Below are 19,236 nucleotides of genomic sequence, written 5' to 3'. Positions count from 1 at the left end.
CGTGTAGCTGCCAGAAGTACGCCGGGCCAGAGCCACTTCCGGCCTTCTACGCTCCGGAGCTCACCGAGTAGGCGGATCCGGTGCCTCTCCGGGTCGGTGACGGCAAGCGCCTGCCCTCAGCCCGTACGCCACCAGAGCGTGAGGTTGTGAGTCGACCCGCCGGGCTTACCAGTCGACAGGACGGCTGCGTTGGCGAACCCGGCGGCGGCCATCGGGCGTTCGAACCTGTGCGTGTCGGCCGTGGTCGGAAACACGACGGGTCGCAGCGGCCAGTCGACCTTGCCGAGGAGATCGCCGAGGAGGTCGTCGAATCCGGGAAGCACATGGAGGTCGAGGAGCCACGCACCGCCGAGCGTGAGTGGGCTGGGAACCACGTGGCACCACCCGACGACTCCTCCGGCCGGACTCTCCGCAACGTACGATTGCACGCCGGCAAGGTCCAGTTGCCCAAGCAGGCCGAGAAAACTGCCTTCCGCGCTTCCGTGCTCGTCGATGCCCAGGGCCGGCGACCTCGGGGTCGTCTCCCCGGCAAGGGGGGCACGTGCGAGTGCGAAGCAGAGCGCGCCCCAGTCGTCCCACATGGTTCGCCGGATCGACGTGCCGCCCGTGGCCGCCGGTGCCGGGTCGCTGCCGGGCTCTGCGAACCAGTACATCTGTCCTGACTCCGGAACCGCCGACCGGAACCCGAAGGAGCTGTAGACGTCGTACGGCATGGAGCCGTAGCCGGTGGACAGCGTGAGCCGAGTGAACCCCAGCTTCCTGACATCCTCCATCTGTGCCGCCATGAGCTGGCCGAAGGCACCGCGGCGGCGCCACCGGGGCTGCGTGTAAACGTGGCCGAGGACCCCGAAACCACGCGCTCCCGCCACCATTACGTGCGTGACCGGCTCACCGTCCACGCATCCGACGTAGAAGTGCGTCCGCAGGCTGTCGAGCGGGTGGTCGAGCGCGCGCTCGATGTGACCGGCGTAGGGATCACCCTTGTGACGCAGGAAGAACTTCAGCCGGCCTGCCCACTCCGGATCCGGAGCATCGACCGCCGTGAGTTCCAGCGACTCGCCGCTGGTCAACTTCCCGAACCCCAGTCGGCGATACATGTCGCGGGAGCCTCCTTCTGGGCGGACGTCGCCATGTCGGCCCACACACCGTACGCCCTCCGAGTAGTCAGCGTCGCAGTTCGTCAGGGTGCCTCGCCATGGTGTAGACCCGTACAGGAAGATCAGCCAATCACGACGCGGGATGTGCCGGCATGAGCGAGACAGGTGGCAACGTAAGCGTGCGGATGGTCCGTGACGACTTCGCGGACGTCCCACAGCACGAGTTGCCGGCGGGCTATCGGTTCCGTACGTACGAGGCGGGCGACGACCGGACCTGGACCGACCTGCACCTTGCGGCCGAGCCGTACGTCGACGTGACGCCGGACCTGTTCGTTCGTGAGTTCGGCACGGACCACGCGCCGCTGTCCGATCGCATGTTCTTCGTGGAGACGCTCGAAGGTGAACCCGCGGGGAGCATCACCGCATGGTGGGAGCGAGATCGCCACAACCCGAGGGAACGAGGGCGCATCCACTGGGTGGTGGTGCATCCGGACCACCAGCGGCGCGGCCTCGCCAAGCCGATGATGACGCACGCGATGCAACGGCTCGCGCAGAGTCATCCCGGCGCCGTGCTGGGGACGTCGACGGGGCGTACGTGGGCGCTCAAGGTCTACCTGGACTTCGGCTTCCATCCGGATCCGGACGAGCTGGCCAGCAGCCCCGGGGTCGCAGCGGGATGGCGCGGCGTACAGTCCCGGCTGAACCATCCATTACTGGCGAGCCACCTCCGCTGAGCCGGCGCAGCAGCATGCGACTCTAACCTCCCGGGCAACTAATGTTCGCGTGCATGACGTTCGAACTGACGGACCCCTTCGGCGATCACGGGATTCGCCGCGTCGCCGCGGTCACGGACGAGGCCCTTGCGCAGCTCAGCGTCGACGACCTGCTGGACGAGCTGCTCGAGCGTGTCAGGGACCTGCTCAAGGTGGACACGGCGGCAGTGCTCCTGCTCGACCACTCGTCGCAGTCGCTGGTGGCGACGGCGGCGAAGGGGATCGAGGAGGAGGTACGCCAGGGCGTCCGCATCCCGATGCGCAGTGGCTTCGCCGGCCGGATCGCCGCCGAACGACATCCGATCATCCTGGAGCACGTCGACAGCACCAACGTGTGGAACCCGTTGCTGTGGCGTAAGGGCATTCGATCCCTCCTGGGCGTGCCCATGGTGACCGAAGGCACCGTGGTCGGCGTACTGCACGTGGGAACCCTCAGCCCCCGGCGGTTCACCGACGAGGACGTGAAGCTGCTGCAGCTGGTGGCGACCCGAGCGGCTCTGGCGACCCGGGCGCGGCTCTCCGACGCCGACCGCGCAGCCGCGGGCACCCTGCAACGCAGCCTGTTGCCCTACCAGCTGCCGACGCTGCCGGGGTTGGACGTCGCCGCACGCTACGTGGCCGGAGAGGGCGGCGTCGGCGGCGACTGGTACGACGTCTTCCACCTTCCCTCCGGTGCACTGTGCCTGGTGGTCGGCGACGTCATCGGGCGAGGGCTGAACGCCGCAGTGGTCATGGGCCGGCTACGCAGCGATCTCCGTGCGTACAGTCTCGACACGGAGGACCCTGCCACTCTTCTCGCCAAGCTGGACCGAAACGTCCACCACTTCGGCCCTGACACCCTGGCCACCGTCGTCTGCGCGGTCATCGAGCCGTCGCTGGACGTGATGTCGATCTCCGTGGCCGGACACCTGCCGCCGATCATGGTCGGCCCGGACGACGAGGCATCCGTGCTGGACCTCAAGACGGATCTGGCCATCGGAGCCGTCCCGGACCAGGTACGTCACAGCAACAGGATCACCTTCGAGCCCGGCTCGGTCCTGTGCCTCTACACCGACGGGCTGGTCGAACGCCGTGACGAGCCGATCGACGAGCGCATCGAGCTTCTCCGCCGAACCATCAGCGCCGACCGGGCCGAGACTGTCTGCGCATCCGTCATGTACCAACTGGTGGGCAACCAACACGTACCGGACGACATCGCGCTGCTCTCGATTCGCCGGCTGCCGCGCTGACCCACGGCTACGGCCCAGCAACCGTTGGTTGCGGATTTGCCGGAGGTTGGCGCGCCGGGACGCGTGACCATGCCGGGGGGGAACCCGGAGCCGGGCCGCGATCTAGGCTGACTGGCGCTGTCGATTCCGGGCTGGCCGTACGACGTAGAGGCGTACGGACCAACCGACCAGCTGAACGGAGACCTCCCATGGCCCAGTACGCCATCCTGATCTACGCCGACGACTCGGCCCACAGCCCGGAAGCCACCCCCGAGGACCTCGCGGCGCACGACCGGCACGCCGAGGAGCTGATCGACTCCGGAGCGATGCTCGCCGCTGCCGCGCTCCAGCCGCGGGACACCGCCACCTCGGTCCGCGGCGACGCCATCACCGACGGCCCGTTCATCGACGCCAAGGAGGTCATCGCCGGCTTCTGCGTGATCGAGGCGCCCGACCTGGACGCCGCCCTGAAGATCGCCCGGAGCAACCCCGCCACCCAGCAGGGCGGCGGTGTCGAGGTACGCCCCGTCGCCGGATTCTTCGCCAAGGGCCTGCCGGAGGCATGACCGCATGACCGACCCGGCAGACGTCGAAGCGGGCGACGTCGAGGCGGCGGTCGTCGACGCGCACCGTCGCGGTTGGGCCCTGGTGCTCGCCGCGACGGTGCGGGTCGCACGTGACCTGGACCTGGCCGAGGAGTGCGTCCAAGAGGCGTATGCCGCGGCGCTGGAGAGCTGGGCCCGCGACGGCATCCCGGACAACCCGGCGGCCTGGCTCACCACGACGGCGAAGCGCCGGGCGATGGACGCGGTACGACGCGAGCGGGTGTTCCGCGCGAAGCTGCCGTTGCTGGTGGAGCCGGAGGAGTCGGAGGACTCGGTGGACGAGGCGGCCATGGACGACCCCTTCGAATCGGCGACCGGCGACCCGGCGGACGTCGTACCCGACGAGCGGCTGCGACTGATCTTCATGTGCTGTCACCCGGCCCTGGCGCAGGACGGGCAGCTGGCGCTCACCCTCCGGCTGGTGTGCGGGGTGTCGACCGGCGACATCGCCCACGCGTTCCTCGTGTCGGAACCGACGATGGCCGCCCGGTTGACCCGGGCGAAGAAGAAGATCTCGGCCGCCCGCATCCCCTTCCGGGTGCCCGAGGCGGCCGAGTTGCCGGACCGGCTGCGCGCGGTTCTCGGGGTGATCCATCTGTTGTTCACCGCCGGCCACACCGCGCCGTCGGGCGGGTCCCTGCTGCGTACGGACCTCGTGGACCAGTCGCTGCGGCTGACCCGGATGCTGCGGAGCCTGATGCCCGACGAGCGGGAGGTGTGGGGGCTGCTCGCCCTGTTGCTGGTCACCGACGCCCGGCGTGCCACCAGGGTCGACGGCCGGGGCCGGCTGCTGCGGTTGGAGGAGCAGGACCGGTCGCGGTGGGACCGCGCGGCGATCGCCGAGGCACACGACCTGATCGTGGACGGCCTGCGCGGCGGGCGGCCGGGCCGCTATGTGCTGCAGGCCGCGATCGCCTCGCTCTACGCCGAGGCGCCGACCTACGACCAGACGGACTGGCCGCAGATCCTGACGCTGTACGACGAACTGCTGTCGGTGTGGCCGTCGCCGGTGGTGGCGCTGAACCGCACGGTGGCGCTGGCGATGGTCAGCGGACCCGCGCGGGCGCTGGCCGAGGTCGAGGAGCTGGGAAGAGACGGCCGGTTGGCGGGCTACCAGTATCTCTCGGCAATCAGGGCAGATCTCCTTCAGCGGCTTGGCCGCGTCGACGAGGCCGCCGCTGCCTATCGCCAGGCCCTGGAGTCGACCACCAACGAAGCCGAACGGGACTTCCTTGCCGGCCGCCTCGCCAGTCCTCAGCGGCCGTAGGACTTCCGTCTCGCCAGGCCGGCGTCGTTGCTCGCGGCAGCCGGAGCGGGTGCGGTGGCCACCCGCACCGTGCGCCGTCGACGGCGTTCTCGCTGATCGCGGGGAGGACGGTCGCAGGTACGTCAGATCGCGCGGGCTGGCGGAAATTCGGGTGCCGACCTGGAGCGGCAACTCCTAGGGTTTCGCCCATGCCGTCGCCCGCCACGAGGCTGTCCTCGTACCCCCCGCTGAACGTGCAGGTGCACACGCCCCGGCTCTCCTTGCTGGGGGCGACGGACGAGCTGCTGGAACGGCTCGTACCCACGGTCCGCAGGGGTGTGGCCACGGCGCCGCCCTGGCCCTTCGACGACCCGATGTCGTTGTACAAGGACAGCCCGGAGCGGGAATGGTCCTGGCTCCGCGCGGTGTGGGCCGGCCGTGGACGGGTCACCGACAGCTTCTGGCGGCTGTACTTCGTGGTGGTGGTCGACGGCGAGCCGGTCGGCATGCAGGACCTGGTCGGGACCGACTTCGCCTCCTTCGGCACGGTCCACACGTTCTCCTGGCTCGACCCTGACCTTCGCGGTCGCGGACTGGGCAAGGAAATGCGCCAGGCCGTACTCCAGTTGGCGTTCGACGGAATCGGGGCTCGGTACGCGGGCAGCGACGCGTTCTTCGACAACCACGCCTCGAACCGGGTCTCGCAGGCGCTCGGCTACGAGCGCAACGGGAACGACTGGGACACCCGCCGCGGCGAGCCGGCCGAGATTCACCGCTGGCGGCTGACCCGCGAGCAGTGGTCGAAGAACCGCCGCGACGACATCGAACTCGTGGGCGTCGCCGAGTGCCTTCCAGTCCTGGGGATCCACCCCTCGGCGTGATCGCCGGGCCGGCGGTCGGGTTCCCTGGGCTAGGGCCAGAGCTTCCGGAGAGGCTTCTTCCCGTCCTCGACGTAGTCCGCGATGGGTTTGGTGCAGCCGTCGGCGTACCACTGCTCCAGGGCGGCCGCCGGCGCGGTCCTGACGTACGGACTGATCTACTACACCGTCGCGATCCTCGACGCGCTGCTGTGGCTTGCAACGCTCAGGGCCACCCGGGCGCGCGGTGTGCGCGGGCCGGTGACCGCCTGGATCGTGGTCGCGGTCACCGCGACCCTCGCGCTGACCCTGCTCGGGGCGAGCGAGTACGGCACAGCGATCTTCCCGCCGCTGTGGGGCATCCTCGCCGCCCTTCCCGCCGTGGCCGGGATCATCGCGGTCCTGCGGATGCGCCGGCGCGCCTGACCTACGTGCCGGGCGGCCCGCTCAGAACCTTGGGGGCGTACTCCAGTAGCTGGATGCGGCCGTCGAAGGTCCGGCTGTCGATCATTTCCAGTGCCACGTCGGGATAGCCGTCGTAGATGCGCTCGCGACCAGTGGCGCCGGTGATGACGGGGAAGACGACCACCCGGAAGCGGTCCACGAGGCCGGCGTTCAGCAGGGCGCGGCACAGGGTCAGGCTGCCGATGGTGCGCAGGGACTCCGAGCCCTTCTCCTTCATCTCCCGTACGGCCTCGATCGGGTCTGTGGAGACGAGCCGCGAGTTGGGCCAGGTCAACGGCTCGGTCAGGGTGCTCGAGAAGACGACCTTCGACAGGTCCGCGAGGACGTCTGTGCCCTCCTCGCCGGCCGCGGCGAAGCCCGACATGACGCGGTACGTGGTCGCGCCCATCAGGACCGTGTAGTCCCCTTCCGGCGCCTCGCCCAGCCACGAGAGGTACTCGGGTCCTTCCAGCCCCCAGAAGCCCGGCCAGCCGTCGGCGGACGCGTAACCGTCAAGCGAGGTGATGAAGTCGATCAGGAGTTCCGGCATCGTCGTTCCTTCCACGAGTCTCGGGAGACCTCACCTGCTGAGGACACGCGCCGAGGCGAGAACTCATCGCCGGCGACCGTGAGAGTTCCTGCTGCTCCTGCTGTCAGAAGTCGGTCAGGGGTCGCTCTTGTGCGCCGACCACGGCCCCGACCATGGTCGTACGAGGGACCGAGGAGTGGGAGGCACGCCGTGGAGGGCCCGCAGGTGAGGGAGGAACGCGGCGAGCTGAGCCTGTCCCCCTCGCAGAATCACCGGTACCTGGTGCAGCACACCACCCCCGCCCTGCGCTTCCCCGGTGGTGACGTGGCGGCCTGGCAGGAACGGCTCCGCCCCAAGCTGCGTGAGCTGCTGGGCATGCCGGAACCCACGCAGCTTCCGCTGCGCGTACGGACGTTGTGGCGGAGCGAGCAGAAGCTGGGCACGGTGGAGAAGGTGGCCTTCGCCGCCGAGCCGCACTCGGACGTGCTGGCGTACTTCTGTGTACCACGCGATCGTCCAGCGCCCTACCCGACCGTGATCTGCCTGCAGGGGCACAGCACGGGGATGCACGTCTCGATCGCGCGTGAACACGACGACGAGAACGTGCCCTTCGCCGTCGATGGTGACCGTGACTTCGCGCTGGGCGCACTGCGGCACGGGTTCGCCGCCCTGTGCATCGAGCAGCGCAGCTTCGGCTACCGACGCGAGCAGGCCCAGGCGGCCACCTCCCCGCACGGATGTCACGACGCCGCGATGCAGGCCCTGATGCTGGGGCGCACGCTGGTGGGTGAGCGAGCTTTCGACGTGGACCGCGGTATCGACTACCTCACCGAACGGGGCGACGTCGACCTGTCCCGACTCGGGGTGATGGGAAACTCCGGCGGCGGTACGGCGACGATCTACGCCGCCGCGCTGCTGGACCGCGTGCGGTTCGCGATGCCCTCCTGCGCCTTCTGCACCTACGCGGACTCGGTCATGAACATCTACCACTGCGCGGACAACTACGTTCCCGGCCTGCTCCGATGGGCCGAGGCGGCCGACGTACTCGGACTCTTCGCACCGAAGCCGGTTGTCGTGGTCGCCGGCCGCGACGATCCGATCTTCCCGTTGGCCGCCGTCCGCAGGGCGTTCGACGACCTGCGGACGATCTACGCCGCGTCGGGAGCCGACCGAAGGTGCCGGCTGGTGATCGGTGACGGCGGGCATCGCTTCTACGAGGAGCAGGCGTGGCAGGCTCTGCTGGAAGTGCTGGACCCGCCCGGTGGCGGCCGAGCTGACGCAAGCGGGAGTTGACGGCCCGGCCGGCAGCTGACCCGTCAGGGCTCGAGGTCGGTCACGCCTCTGCCGCTCGCGATGTCGAACGGCACCGAAGCCTGGTCGTGGACGATCAGCCACTCCCCGTCGGACTTCTCGAAGCAGAACGTCCCCCGGACCCACATGCCGCTGGTCGCCGGACCGTTGCTCAACGTGCCGCTGAGCCGGCCGAAGCAGTGCCCGAACGCGACGTCCCCGCCCGCGGTGACGGCCAGGTCGCGAACCTCGTACGACACTTCCTCGAAGATCGTGAACACCTTCGCCCAGTTCTTCAGCTTCGCGTCGATCCCCACGTGCTGCAGGGGTGGCTCGACGTCGAAGGACACCACGTCGGTGGCGTAGATCCGTCTCAGGGCATCGAGGTCCTTGGCTCGGATCCCCTCGACGATCTGGTCGATCCGCTGCCTGATCCTGGCTTCGTCCTGCTCGCGCTGGGTGGACATCGCGGTCGGTCCCTCCGCTCGGTGTGGCCGGTCGGCCCTCGTCACCGGTACGACGACGCAGCCCGCCGGAACGTGAGATCCGCGACCGGCTTCCCGGCCGGACGTGGCGGAAAGGACCGGGCTTGGGGTGACCGCCGGTGGTGGCGGGGGGGTCAGGCCGCCACCACCGTGTTCCGAGCGGTGGTCAGCAGAACGGCGGTGCTGAGCCGACGTTGGTCACGTACCGCGCGGCCACCCATGCGCCGGGGCCGTCACCGGTGAGCTGGTACCAACGGGAGTTGCCGTCGACGGCCTGGCTGTCGGCCTTGCAGACGAGTGCCAGGTATCCCCCTGCGCGGACCGAGGACACGACCGCGTTTCCGGTGTTCGGACCACTGCGTACGTTCAGGGCCACCAGAGCCCGTCCGTCGTACTCGTTGCCGTTGCCGCAGAACCCCGGCGCGGTCCCCACATTGGCGACGTAACGTGCGGTGACCCACCTGCCGGTGCCGAGCTTGTACCACACGTAGTTGCCGTCCACGGTGGGCCCGAACACCTTGCACAGGAGCGTGACCGTCGCCCCGGACCGCAGCGTGCCGACGTCGGAAGCGAGCGTTGTCGGTGCACTCCGGACGTTGAGGGTCGCCAGGACCTTGCCCTGGTACGTCGTGGCGGCCGAAGCCCCCGGCGCCGCGGCCAGCATGACCATCGAGACCAGGACCGTCGCGGCGGCGGTGACGATGCCACGGCCGCGACTGCCTACTCGCAGCCGACCCAGCCCGGGGACGCGGAGCGCTGCTGCGTACTCGCGAATGCGGAGGCCAACCCGCCCACCTCGGCCGGTACCGCGCCCGATGGCTGCGATACGGATGCGACTACTCATCATGAGCCTCTCTTTCTCGATGATTGCCGCACTTTGGCTGGGAAGACGTGCGAGGGGCGGTGACGGTTGTACGACTCAGCGAAAGAGGGATCCCTTCGTCAGGCCGTAGCCGGCGACGGCCGTGATGCGACCCACGGCGAACCGGCAGTGGCGAAGGTCCCGGACAGACCTGACCGCTGGACCCTGATCCGCCGGATCGGCGTCGGGTGACCTTGGAGGTGACTCACCCACCAGCCGGGCTAAGGACAGGGCGGTGACGCGTGAACAACGGACGGATCCTGGTCGCCCTCGATCGCTCGTCGACGAGCAGACATGCGCTGCAGTGGGCCGTCACCGAGGGGGACCGTCTGGAGGCGGCGGTCGAGCCGATCTACGTCGAGGGTGAGACCGACGTCGAGGCCCTCCTCCCCCTGTCCCGCGACGCGGCCCTCCTGGTGCTCGGGCGGTTGCCCGAAGCGGACGTCCTCGGCTCCTCGCCGATGAGTCGCTGTCTGCGCCAGGCATCGTGCCCGGTGGCGGTCGTTCCCGATGTCCCCGTTCCGGAGCAGACCGGCGCGGTGACCGGCGGCCCGCAAGGCTGGCTTGACGGTCTTGCCGAACGGCCGGTACGGGAAGTGATGAGCACCGACGTGCTGGGAGCGGACTCCGCGACGGACGTGGACACCGCGTGGCGGATGATGCTCGGCGCCGGGTTCGCCCATCTGCCGGTGATGGAGCAGGGGCGATGTGTCGGCGTCGTCCACGAGGCCGATCTCCTGTGGCGGATGTACGGCTGGTCGCAGCGCGGCCGGGCGCCGCTGGTGGCCGACGTGGCCCGGAAGCCGGCGCCCACCGTGGCGAAGGATCTGACCGTCCGGGAGGCCGCGGAGGCGCTGCGCGGGAGCGTCGGCGATGCGGTCGTGGTCACCGACGAAGAAGAGGTCGTGGGAATGCTGACCGCGCACGACCTTCACGCGGCGCTGTTGCGGCAGCCGGTGCCCTCGGAGGGGCCGCTCGTCGTCGGAGTCGACGGGTCCGCGGGCTCGCAGTACGCCCTGACGTGGGGACTGCGGTACGCCGGGCAGACTGGCCGAGGCGTTCTCGCCTCGTCGGTCAGCCTGCTCGCCCCGCGGCCGGCGTTCCGCACGCTCCCGGCTCCGCGTGAGGAGCTCGCGTCCGCCGCCGGGGCGCACAAGGAGGTGCTCGACACCGCGCTCGGCCAGGCGGAGCCGTCCGAGACCCCGGTGCGTTCCGCGGTGGTGTACGGGCGACCCGGGCCCACGCTGTGTGCGCTGGCCGCCCACGCCGCCGGCCTGGTCATCGGCAGCCACGGCGCGGGTGCGTCCCCGGACTCCCTGCTCGGTTCCGCCAGTGCGTACTGCGTTCGGAACGCGCGCTGCCCCGTCATCGTGATCCCGCCCGCACTGACCTCGGGCTCGTCTGCGAAGCGCGTCGCGGGCAGCGCCGCACGGGATGGATGACGGCGGCCTCTCCCTGTCCGGCTAGTTCGTGAGCAGGCAGGGGTTTACGGGGCCGAAGGGGAACGGCCTAGTCTCTGGACATGACTTCCGCAGTCGTGCAGGCACCGGCCGGTGTCGACGTCGTCGTCGAGGCGCTCGGAACTCTCGCCCCGGGATGGCGTGACCGGACCGGCATCAGCCACGCCGAAGGCTGGACCAGTGTTCCGATGCGCGCCGACGCCGCCGGCCGCTTCGCCCCGCTCCTCGCGCGTCTGCTCGGCACAAATGTTCTGCGTTGGGAAGACGATGGCGCGACGTGCCGGGTGACCTTCTTCCAGCCGGACGGGGAGGTGGTCGGGCCGGCCGACGCCGCCGATACCGAGGCGCTGGAGGCTTTCGCCAAGACGTTCGCGCGGCGGCAGGTCCTGCACGTGACACCCACGTCGGGCGGCGATCGCACCCGGCTGCTCGGTGAGGCGTCCGCGGCCTCGGGCGGCGGGACGGGCCAACAGGCGCACCGGGCCTTCGCATCCGTGCTGGGGGTTCCGTATCCCGCGCCGGCAACGCCGGCGGACTCGAATCCGTCAGTGCCCGTACTCTCCGAGGCCAGCGTGCTGTCCGTCGCCGCGCCGCTTCAGCGTCGGCGTCAGCTCGAACAGGCTCGTCACATCCTCAAGTTCGTGGTGTACGCCGCCGTCGTCGGGGCAGTGGCCTCCGTGTTCGAACCCGGTTGGCCGGTCAACGCGCTGGTCATCGCGGTGGCCCTGGTCCTGTTCGGCATCTGGTACGGCCTCGGGTGGAGGCTGAAGAAGCTGCGGCAGGAGCAGCAGACCGCCTCGTGAACGCCGAACTACCGCCCTCCTCCGACGCCGAGGTTCAGCCCCCTTCGGCCATCCGCTTCATGCGGTCGATCGCGTTCTGAAGGTCGCTTTCCATGGTCATGGTGTCGCGCATGAACTCGTTCATCGCGGCTTCCATCTGAGCGGCGTTCGCGGCGAGTTCGGCAAGGTCGGGTTGACCTTCCTCCCCGATCGTCTCGTCCACCACCCGCTGCATCTGCTCGCGCATGTCGGCACGAGCGGCGTTCGCGACCTGGACCAGGGCCGCCGCGAGGTCCTCGGACGCCATCCTCATCACTCGCGGATCGAGTTGGATGGACTCGATACCGTTCGCCTCGGTGTAGGTGACGGTGATCCGCTCGTCGTCACTGGTCGCCGACCCGGTGAGCTCGGCGATCCGGCGTTCCATCTCCTGCGCGCGCTGGAGGTTCTCCCGCTGCGCGGCGACGATCGCCTCGGGATCGCGGAGCAGGTCGTTGAAGTCCCAGCTCTCCAGTGCCATGGTGCCCCTTCCGGGAACTCTCGCCCCCGACTAGTTGCGTGGATCAGAACTGATTGGCGTGGATCAGAAACCGGAGAAGTCCGGGATCGCCTTCAGGCCCTTGCGCTTGTACTTCTCCAGCAGGTCTTCCACGGCCCGCAGGCCGGAGTCCTGCAGGGAGTCCCAACCGCCGCCTCCTCCGATGTCGCCGATCTTGTACGAGTCGACGGCTGCCGCGTTGGCCGTCATGAGGGTGCAGATGGCCACGTGGCCCAGTCCCACCATGACCATGATCGCCTCCATCACCGGGACGATCTTCTGCGAGATCCTCACCAGCGGGGTTCCGATGCTCCTGATGGTGGCGGCGACACCCGCGCCGATTCCGAAGGCCCACGACATGGCCATCGCAGCAACCCACGCGATCGCCAACGCGGCCAGCACGGTCATGAGTGCGGCAGCGATGGCCAGCTGAAGGAACCGCAACATCGCGACCACAGCCGTCAGCGACGCGGTGACGTATCCGAGCTGCTTGGTGGCGTCAAGACTGATGCGGTACATCTCCAGCTGCTCGCCGAACTGCTCCTGGTCCTTGGCCTTCCAGGTCTGCTCGGTGATCGTGGAGCCGTGCTTCACGACGTCGGCGGAGAGTTGGCCGGCGACCTTGGCGGCTTCGTGGACCTTGGAGCAGGCGTCCATCATCGTCGCGGTGTCGGTTCGGATCAGCGCCAGACGCGGAGGCATCCCGAGTGCGACCTTCGCGGCACCGACGCCGGGAAGCTTCACCGGTGCGGCCTTGCCCCAGATCCCGGCCATCTTCCCGCCGCCTCCACCCATGGTGCCCAGCGCGTTGAGCAGGATCCCGCTCTTCTCCGACGGCATCGGAGTCCACAGCTCCCAGAAGGCGAGCGTCGAGGCAATCAGCGAGGAGGCGAACGCGACCTGTCCGAGGTCCTTGCCGGAGGAGACCGCACCGGCCATCGAGTCGTACGTGTTTCCCATCAGTTTCCTCCGACGTGGAAGCTGTTGACCTTCTCGGTGGCCTCCCAGTTACGCGAGCAGGCCTGTGCGCCGCGGTTCAGTTCGCCCGCCACCGTCTGCTTCCGCTCGAGTGAGTCCTCCAGAAACGCCGCCGCGAAGAAGAAGCTCATCACGACGAGCAGTCCGCCGCCCTGACCGGCGTCCATCATGGTGGTCTGTGCGTCCGCGCACTTGCGCGAGGCGTCCGGCAGGGTGTCGTCGGCGGAGCGTTGAAGACGCTTGCCGAGGTCGCTCACGAACTCCCAGTCGACCGCCTTCGATCCCATGGCGAGCAAGGCTACCGGTGGGTGCGGACGGGGCGCGCGCGAAGATCTGCACCTGTGGACAAGCCCACCGCGGGCGCTCACGAAGCGTCTCCCCGTCGACCGTGGGCTCTTCTGGCATGGCGTCATTCTGTGTCGGGTCGACAGTGGGTTGATGGCGGGTCGACGAGACGGCTCTACAATTGACCCGGCGATCTCGGGGAGGGCAATGCGACTGGGTGACGGGCCTGCACTGGGGGCACCTGAAGGCAGTGGGCGTCCAGGCGACGGTCGGTGGATCGCGAGCGCCGTATGACGGTGGACCAGGCGACACCTGGCAGCGGTGAGTCGCCAGAGGTGGTTCGGGGCCGAGCTGTCTCGTTGGTGGAGTACCTCCTGGCGGTACGGTCGCAGATCGAGAAGCCCACACGGGCGGTCCCGTCGGCTCACACCTTCTGGCAGGCCGACCTTCCCGTACATCCCTTTGTCCAGCTCGGCCGTGGAGTGGAGGATGCGGACTGGTTGCGGGTCGGGATGCCCGTGCGTCCGGAGCCGCCCAAGGTTCCCCGCGATCTGCGGCCCTTCGTTGCGGAGCAGCACGCCGACGTCGAGCCGGAAATCGACCGCGACGCCGTCATCGAGGATCACGACGTCGACGGCATCCGAACTCGGTTCGGGTGGTGGCGGGACAACGAGTGGCGGCGGTGGGCGGTCGAGGCGAACACGATCGAACGCGTTCGCCAGCTTCATCGCACCCTGTTCGAGTTGCAGCATCTTCTGGATATGCAGACCGCGACCGACGAACTCGTGTGGGGGCACGGGATCATGGAGCTGCGGGTCGGGGAGCACCGCGTCCGCTATCCGCTGGTGGTGAGCCCGGTCACGATCGAGTACGACCCGGAGCAGCCGGCCGTGAGCGTGGTGCCGTCCGGCCCGGCGCGGTTGCAGGTGGATCCGCTGACCGGCATGCCGGAGCAGCATCTTCGCCATCTCCTCGATCTGGCTCAGCCTGGTGGGCTGGTCGAGGTCGACGTGTGGGACGAGCTGGAACGCCGTGAGCTGTTCGAGCGCGCGCTGAGCCGGATGGGCCTGGATCCTGTCGTGCGTGAGGCGGGTGCTCCTGACCCTGGCGTACCTCACATCCACGACACCGGCGTACTGTTCGTGCGCCCTCGGCAGCGGATGCTGCGCCGCTTCCTCGAGTCGTTCAGGAACCGGCTGCTGGATGGCAGCACCGAGACGATCGGCTCGCTGGCGTCCATCCTGGCGCACGAGCCCAGCAGGCTGGCGATGCCCGCGGACCGGCCGGAGGCATGGCGGCCGGTCGGCGAGCGGCTGCTGATGCCGCTGGCGACGAACGAGGCGCAGGAGTCGATCGCGCGGCGGCTCGCGTTGCACCGGAGTGTGGCGGTGCAGGGCCCGCCGGGGACCGGCAAGACGCACACCATTCGTAACCTGATCTGCCATCTGATGGCGTACGGCAAGCGGGTGCTGGTGGTCGCGCAGAAGGAGGACCCGCTGCGGGTCCTGCGGGATGGGCTTCCGGAGGAGGTTCAGGCGCTGTGCCTGGCGGTTCTCGGCCGGTCCAGCGACCAGCTCACCCAGCTTCAGCTCGCCGCGCGAGAACTGTCCGACCGTGCGTCCACGCTCGACCAGCATGCCGCCCAGCTCGAACGGGACCGGCTGGCGAAAAGCCTCGAGCAGGCCGAACGCGACCTCGCCCAGGCGTTGGTCGGTCTGCGGACGATTGCCGAGGGTGAGTCCGCGACCTTCGAGCTGGAAGGCGTGGAGCTGGGGGCGCGGGAGGTCGGGGCCTGGTTGGCTCGAGAGGCGGCGGCGTACGGAGACATCCCCGATCCGGTGTCTCCGGATACGCCCGCGCCGCTGACGAGCGAGGAGTTCACGGTCCTGCTGGCGTCGGCCGCGGCGTTGACGAAGGAGGACCGTCGCGAGGCGCTCCGCGAGCTTCCGGTCGCGGCTGACCTGCCTGCAGCGGATGCGGCCAGGCGTGACCGGGCGCGACTGGCGGAGGTGGGAGAGACGATTCGTCGCCTGTCCGACCAGCGAGTCGAGATCGGCGCTGTCCGTTCTGCCGGCCAAGCCTGGGTGGAGGAGCTTCGCGGCGACGTGGAGGAGGCCGTCAGGCTGCTGGCCGCCCGGGAAGGCAGCTGGGCTGAGCGGCTGTCCACCCTCGTCTCCGAGACCCACTGGGCGGAGTCGTGGCAGGACCACCAGGTGGCGTGCCAGGAACTCCTCGACGACCTGATGGGCATCAGGCGCATCATGGGTGTGCACGAGGTGAGCATCGCAGAGCGGCAGCAGGCGGAGACCTGGCAGCTTCCGGACCGACTGCGCGAGCTTCGGCAGCGGCTGGCGGACGGTAAGCCGCCGAAGAAGCTGTTCCACCCGGCGCAGTACAAACTGGCCGAGGACTGTCGCGTCGACGGTCGGCCCCTCCGTACGGCGGACGAGGTTGACGTCGTCCTGTCCTACCTCGACCGGGACCGGTTGCGGCAGGAACTCCGCGCCAGGTGGACCGAGTGGATGCGACGCCTGGACGGACCGGCCCCGGATCCTTCGCTGGAGCCGGAGATGTGGGCAGGGACACTTGCCGCACAGGCGGCCGAGGCGACGGAATGGAACGACCAGGTCTGGCCGGCACTGCGATCGAGGATCGTTCGGCTGGCCCGGTCGGTCCCGACGACGGTGGACTCCGCCGCACTCGGAACCATCGCGACCTTGCTCGGACAGTGCCGGGAGGTCTTCGTCAGCGACCGCTTGTCTGACGAGGTACGCGCGGTGGCGACATACCTTCAGCACGGTGCTGCCACTGAGAACGCCAGCGACCTGTGGCGCCTACTCGATCTGGCCTGGAACGATCCGGACCTCCCGCGCTGGGACGACCTGCTGGACGAGGTACGCCGGCTCGCCGCGCTCCGGCCTGACGTACAGCGATACGAACAACTGCGTTCCCGCCTCGCGGTGGTCGCCCCGAGCTGGGCGGCAGAGATCGACTCCGGTACTGCCGCCGCGCCGAAGGGAACCGGTGCCGACTGCCTCCGCCGATGGCGGTGGCGGCAGACGCAGACCTGGTTCGACGCCGCAGTGGGAAGCGTGGACCCGGACAGCCTCGGCCGACGCGTCGAACAAGCTCGTGAGCGGATTCGCCGGCTGACGCAGGAGCTGGTCGTCGCCTCCGCATGGCTTGAGGTGTCGCGCGCTCTGGACGACCGCCGCCGGGCGGCGCTCGCCGACTGGGCGACGGCTCTGAGGAAGATCGGTAAGGGGACCGGTAAGAACGCCGCGATGTGGCAGGCACACGCGCAGACCGCCATGTCGCAGGCAGTGGACGCGGTCCCGGTGTGGGTCATGACGGTCGACCGGGCCATCGAGCAGTTCGCCGGTGGTGCGAAGTTCGACGTGGTCATCGTCGATGAGGCGTCACAGGCGGACATGTTCGCGTTGCCGGTGCTCAGCCTCGGCGCGCGAGCAGTGGTAGTGGGCGACGACCAGCAGATCGGCCCCCAACTGCCGTTCGTCGGCGGTGTGATGGGACTGATCAGTTCGTTCCTGAAGGACGTGCCGTCGGCCGAGCACTTCGACAACGAGTCCAGCCTCTACGACCATGCGGTCCGCCGGTCACCCCAGCGGATCCTGCTGACCGAGCACTTCCGCTGTGTCCCCGCGATCATCGACTTCTCCAGTCGTACCTACTACGACGGTGCGATCGAGCCGCTGCGCAGTGACGTTCCCGCCGGGATCGGCGACCCGGTAAACGCGGTCTATGTGCCGGACGGCATCCGCCAGACGCTCGCAAAGTTCGGCGAAGTCAATGTCCCTGAGGCCGAAGCCCTCGTCGAACGGCTCGGCGCGATCGTGGCGGACCCGGCGTACCGCGGCAAGACGATCGGCGTGATCAGCCTACTGAGCACGAGCGGGCAGGCGCTCTACCTGCTGGACCGGATCCGGGAGACCATCGGCGCAGAGGAGATGGCCAGGCGCGATCTGCGCGTCGGTGACTCCTACACCTTCCAGGGGGACGAACGAGACATCGTCCTGATCTCGACCGTGGTTTCCCCGCACAACGGTGCCGTGGCCGCCTTCACCAGGCGGGAGTTCCACCGCAGGATCAACGTCGCCGCCTCGCGGGCGAAGGACCAGATGTGGGTCTTCCACTCCATCGAGCCGTCCGAGCTGCGAAGCGACGACGCCCGCGCGCTTCTCCTCGACTACTGCCGCAACGTGAAGGTCGCCGACACTGCGTACGACGACCTCGAGGCGCGTTGCGAGAGCGACTTCGAGCGTGCGGTGCTGAGGTCGATCCTGCTCCGCGGCTACAGGCCGCAACCGCAGTTCCGCATCGGACGCAACCGGATCGACTTCGTTCTTCCAGCACCAGGGGGCAAGCGGCTGGCCATCGAGTGCGACGGTGACCCCTACCACGGGCCCGACCAGTGGGAAACCGACATCCGCCGGCAGGCGATCCTGGAGCGGGTCGGTAACTGCGTCTTCGTCCGGATCAGGGGAAGTGTCTTCACCCGCGATCCGGACGCGGCCCTGGAGCCACTCTGGCAGCGGATCGAGGAACTGAGGATCCAGCCCACCGCTTCGGGTGACAGGGACCTCCCAGGCACTGAAGAAGTGTCGATGGACGCTGACCCGACCGAAGCCGAGCGGAGCGAGCCCGAGCCGGCCGGATTGGAGCTGTTCGAGCAAGCGCCGGCGACCGGCAAGCATCGCGCGGAGCCGGAGCCGGAGCCGGAGCCGGTGGACGAGTTGGGGAGCGGTGCGTCCGTTCAGTACGCGGCCCCGGATACCTTCGAGCTGCTCACAGAGGATGCCGACCCCGCCGACCAGGGGCAGACCCGCATCGAGGGCGACTCCCGGGCGGTGTCCCACAATGTGCCGGCCGGATACAAGAGCGTGGCCTGGCTGCGTCCGGAAGAAGCCGAGGCAGCCCTCCACGCATACAACGGCCGTCGCGACGTGCCGGTCCGGAAGAACAACAAGGTGACCGGCTGGGCCAGGTACCACTCGTCGGGCACGGACCTCGCGCGAAAGTACCTCGCCAACGTTCTTGTCGGACGAGCGGGCGCGGCTGGTCCGCGGATCGTCTGCTGGGTTCGGGACTACGAAGCCACGGCAGTGGTCCGGGCAGCTCGCACCAAGCAGGACCTGCCATTCAAGGGCACAGCCGGTCGCCGTCCAGGTCTGGTGCAGTACTTCCCACCCGACTCGGACTCCGCCAGGCGCTTCCGCAGCGTCACCCGACTCCTTCGTGCCCGCGCCGAGGGACGGGACGGCCAGAAGGCGCCGGGCGCTGAGCAGGACGCTCCGCCGACGGTCCTTCCTGCCCCGGAGCCTCCCGGTGACAGCGCCGTTATTCTCGATGGCCCTCGCCGCGCCGGGCCGCCCCTGCAGCCCGGGTATGCGATCTCGATCTACACCCGGGCAGAGCTTCAGGCACTGATCCGGTGGGTTCTCGCCGACGGGCAGCCTCGCTCGTACGAGGAACTGGTCGCGGCCGCAGCAGACGTGCTCGACAGCCCGAGCCGGCGCGAACAAATCGAGGGCAGCCTGCACTCTGCCATCCGCTCCGTTGTCGGGAACGACCGGAAACGCCCCGAGGCGGACACCGGTGGCAGTGGACGTCAGAGCGTGCGGACAAGCGAGGTGCGCACCTGGGCGCGCAGCAACGGACTACCTGTCAGCGACCGTGGCCGGCTGTCCGAGGACGTCATCACCGCGTACAACCGCACGCATCCGGGCCGTCCCTTCGCCGGTTGACACCTGCGAGCGGGCGGCGAGAATCGCGCGGG

17 protein-coding genes are annotated in these 19,236 nt (G+C 69.1%); 10 read left to right on the top strand and 7 right to left on the bottom strand.

Features of this window, described 5'->3' with window-relative positions:
• Window positions 1-116: 116 nt before the first annotated feature.
• Window positions 117-1,097 carry a GNAT family N-acetyltransferase gene (locus tag BLU27_RS04595; protein ID WP_092650845.1) on the bottom strand — a complete coding sequence of 327 codons (981 nt, stop codon included), beginning with the start codon at window positions 1,095-1,097 and terminating at the stop codon, window positions 117-119.
• Between the two features lie 152 nt (window positions 1,098-1,249).
• Here BLU27_RS04595 and BLU27_RS04590 point away from each other — a divergent pair, with 152 nt between their 5' ends.
• The 6 genes from BLU27_RS04590 (at window position 1,250) to BLU27_RS04565 (ending at window position 6,212) form a co-directional block, all read left to right on the top strand.
• On the top strand, window positions 1,250-1,831 hold the full coding sequence (locus tag BLU27_RS04590) for a GNAT family N-acetyltransferase (protein ID WP_092650843.1): 582 nt from the start codon (window positions 1,250-1,252) through the stop codon (window positions 1,829-1,831).
• A 53-nt stretch (window positions 1,832-1,884) separates the two neighbouring features.
• Complete coding sequence (locus tag BLU27_RS04585; RefSeq protein WP_092650841.1) at window positions 1,885-3,099, top strand: PP2C family protein-serine/threonine phosphatase; 1,215 nt, start codon at window positions 1,885-1,887, stop codon at window positions 3,097-3,099.
• 188 nt (window positions 3,100-3,287) lie between these two features.
• Window positions 3,288-3,644 (top strand): YciI family protein, encoded by a 357-nt coding sequence (locus BLU27_RS04580; protein ID WP_092650839.1) that lies wholly within the window; start codon window positions 3,288-3,290, stop codon window positions 3,642-3,644.
• Between the two features lie 4 nt (window positions 3,645-3,648).
• Complete coding sequence (locus tag BLU27_RS04575) at window positions 3,649-4,950, top strand: RNA polymerase sigma factor (protein WP_092650837.1); 1,302 nt, start codon at window positions 3,649-3,651, stop codon at window positions 4,948-4,950.
• Between the two features lie 188 nt (window positions 4,951-5,138).
• Window positions 5,139-5,810, top strand: coding sequence for a GNAT family N-acetyltransferase (locus BLU27_RS04570; protein ID WP_092650835.1), 672 nt, complete (start codon window positions 5,139-5,141; stop codon window positions 5,808-5,810).
• Between the two features lie 81 nt (window positions 5,811-5,891).
• A complete protein-coding gene (locus BLU27_RS04565; protein WP_092650833.1) occupies window positions 5,892-6,212 on the top strand; it encodes a hypothetical protein in 321 nt (106 codons plus the stop codon).
• Between the two features lies 1 nt (window position 6,213).
• On the opposite strand, the gene BLU27_RS04560 is transcribed toward BLU27_RS04565, so the two are convergent.
• Complete coding sequence (locus BLU27_RS04560) at window positions 6,214-6,780, bottom strand: dihydrofolate reductase family protein (RefSeq protein ID WP_092650831.1); 567 nt, start codon at window positions 6,778-6,780, stop codon at window positions 6,214-6,216.
• A 189-nt stretch (window positions 6,781-6,969) separates the two neighbouring features.
• Here BLU27_RS04560 and BLU27_RS04555 point away from each other — a divergent pair, with 189 nt between their 5' ends.
• Entirely contained in the window at window positions 6,970-8,052 is a 1,083-nt protein-coding gene (locus tag BLU27_RS04555) for an alpha/beta hydrolase family protein (RefSeq protein ID WP_092650829.1), read from the top strand.
• 23 nt (window positions 8,053-8,075) lie between these two features.
• Here BLU27_RS04555 and BLU27_RS04550 read toward each other — a convergent pair whose 3' ends face one another.
• Together BLU27_RS04550 and BLU27_RS04545 are read right to left on the bottom strand one after the other, a co-directional pair.
• A complete protein-coding gene (locus BLU27_RS04550; protein ID WP_092650827.1) occupies window positions 8,076-8,516 on the bottom strand; it encodes a YybH family protein in 441 nt (146 codons plus the stop codon).
• 184 nt (window positions 8,517-8,700) lie between these two features.
• A complete protein-coding gene (locus BLU27_RS04545; RefSeq protein ID WP_172804869.1) occupies window positions 8,701-9,378 on the bottom strand; it encodes an SH3 domain-containing protein in 678 nt (225 codons plus the stop codon).
• A gap of 260 nt (window positions 9,379-9,638) precedes the next feature.
• Between BLU27_RS04545 and BLU27_RS04540 the strand changes: the two genes are divergently transcribed.
• Window positions 9,639-10,838 (top strand): universal stress protein, encoded by a 1,200-nt coding sequence (locus BLU27_RS04540; protein ID WP_092650823.1) that lies wholly within the window; start codon window positions 9,639-9,641, stop codon window positions 10,836-10,838.
• 206 nt (window positions 10,839-11,044) lie between these two features.
• The gene (locus BLU27_RS04535) at window positions 11,045-11,659 is read left to right on the top strand and encodes a hypothetical protein (protein ID WP_206744633.1); all 615 of its coding nucleotides are present in this window, start codon (window positions 11,045-11,047) and stop codon (window positions 11,657-11,659) included.
• A gap of 34 nt (window positions 11,660-11,693) precedes the next feature.
• On the opposite strand, the gene BLU27_RS04530 is transcribed toward BLU27_RS04535, so the two are convergent.
• The 3 genes from BLU27_RS04530 to BLU27_RS04520 all read right to left on the bottom strand — a co-directional run bounded on the left by BLU27_RS04530 (window position 11,694) and on the right by BLU27_RS04520 (window position 13,441).
• Window positions 11,694-12,158, bottom strand: a complete 465-nt coding sequence (locus BLU27_RS04530) for a YbaB/EbfC family nucleoid-associated protein (protein WP_092650819.1) — start codon at window positions 12,156-12,158, stop codon at window positions 11,694-11,696.
• Window positions 12,159-12,221: 63 nt separating this feature from the next.
• A complete protein-coding gene (locus BLU27_RS04525) occupies window positions 12,222-13,136 on the bottom strand; it encodes a hypothetical protein (RefSeq protein WP_092650817.1) in 915 nt (304 codons plus the stop codon).
• Window positions 13,136-13,441 (bottom strand): hypothetical protein, encoded by a 306-nt coding sequence (locus BLU27_RS04520; protein ID WP_092650815.1) that lies wholly within the window; start codon window positions 13,439-13,441, stop codon window positions 13,136-13,138. The genes BLU27_RS04525 and BLU27_RS04520 overlap by 1 nt, the downstream gene beginning before the upstream one ends.
• Window positions 13,442-13,801: 360 nt before the next feature.
• On the opposite strand from BLU27_RS04520, the gene BLU27_RS04515 reads away from it, so the two are divergent.
• The gene (locus BLU27_RS04515) at window positions 13,802-19,204 is read left to right on the top strand and encodes an AAA domain-containing protein (RefSeq protein WP_197681681.1); all 5,403 of its coding nucleotides are present in this window, start codon (window positions 13,802-13,804) and stop codon (window positions 19,202-19,204) included.
• Window positions 19,205-19,236 lie beyond the last annotated feature (32 nt).

Source organism: Actinopolymorpha singaporensis, from assembly GCF_900104745.1.
GTDB classification, from domain to species: domain Bacteria; phylum Actinomycetota; class Actinomycetes; order Propionibacteriales; family Actinopolymorphaceae; genus Actinopolymorpha; species Actinopolymorpha singaporensis.
The sequence above is the reverse complement of the archived record's forward strand: the minus strand, read 5'-3'. Positions and strand labels throughout refer to the sequence as shown.

Coding starts and splice junctions, on each gene's coding strand:
- BLU27_RS04520 (WP_092650815.1), bottom strand. CDS start 13,441: ATGGGATCGAAGGCGGTCGACTGGGAGTTCGTGAGCGACCTCGGCAAG.
- BLU27_RS04580 (WP_092650839.1), top strand. CDS start 3,288: ATGGCCCAGTACGCCATCCTGATCTACGCCGACGACTCGGCCCACAGC.
- BLU27_RS04565 (WP_092650833.1), top strand. CDS start 5,892: ATGGGTTTGGTGCAGCCGTCGGCGTACCACTGCTCCAGGGCGGCCGCC.
- BLU27_RS04530 (WP_092650819.1), bottom strand. CDS start 12,158: ATGGCACTGGAGAGCTGGGACTTCAACGACCTGCTCCGCGATCCCGAG.
- BLU27_RS04535 (WP_206744633.1), top strand. CDS start 11,045: ATGCGCGCCGACGCCGCCGGCCGCTTCGCCCCGCTCCTCGCGCGTCTG.
- BLU27_RS04575 (WP_092650837.1), top strand. CDS start 3,649: ATGACCGACCCGGCAGACGTCGAAGCGGGCGACGTCGAGGCGGCGGTC.
- BLU27_RS04585 (WP_092650841.1), top strand. CDS start 1,885: ATGACGTTCGAACTGACGGACCCCTTCGGCGATCACGGGATTCGCCGC.
- BLU27_RS04560 (WP_092650831.1), bottom strand. CDS start 6,780: ATGCCGGAACTCCTGATCGACTTCATCACCTCGCTTGACGGTTACGCG.
- BLU27_RS04550 (WP_092650827.1), bottom strand. CDS start 8,516: ATGTCCACCCAGCGCGAGCAGGACGAAGCCAGGATCAGGCAGCGGATC.
- BLU27_RS04570 (WP_092650835.1), top strand. CDS start 5,139: ATGCCGTCGCCCGCCACGAGGCTGTCCTCGTACCCCCCGCTGAACGTG.
- BLU27_RS04590 (WP_092650843.1), top strand. CDS start 1,250: ATGAGCGAGACAGGTGGCAACGTAAGCGTGCGGATGGTCCGTGACGAC.
- BLU27_RS04545 (WP_172804869.1), bottom strand. CDS start 9,378: ATGAGTAGTCGCATCCGTATCGCAGCCATCGGGCGCGGTACCGGCCGA.
- BLU27_RS04595 (WP_092650845.1), bottom strand. CDS start 1,097: ATGTATCGCCGACTGGGGTTCGGGAAGTTGACCAGCGGCGAGTCGCTG.
- BLU27_RS04525 (WP_092650817.1), bottom strand. CDS start 13,136: ATGGGAAACACGTACGACTCGATGGCCGGTGCGGTCTCCTCCGGCAAG.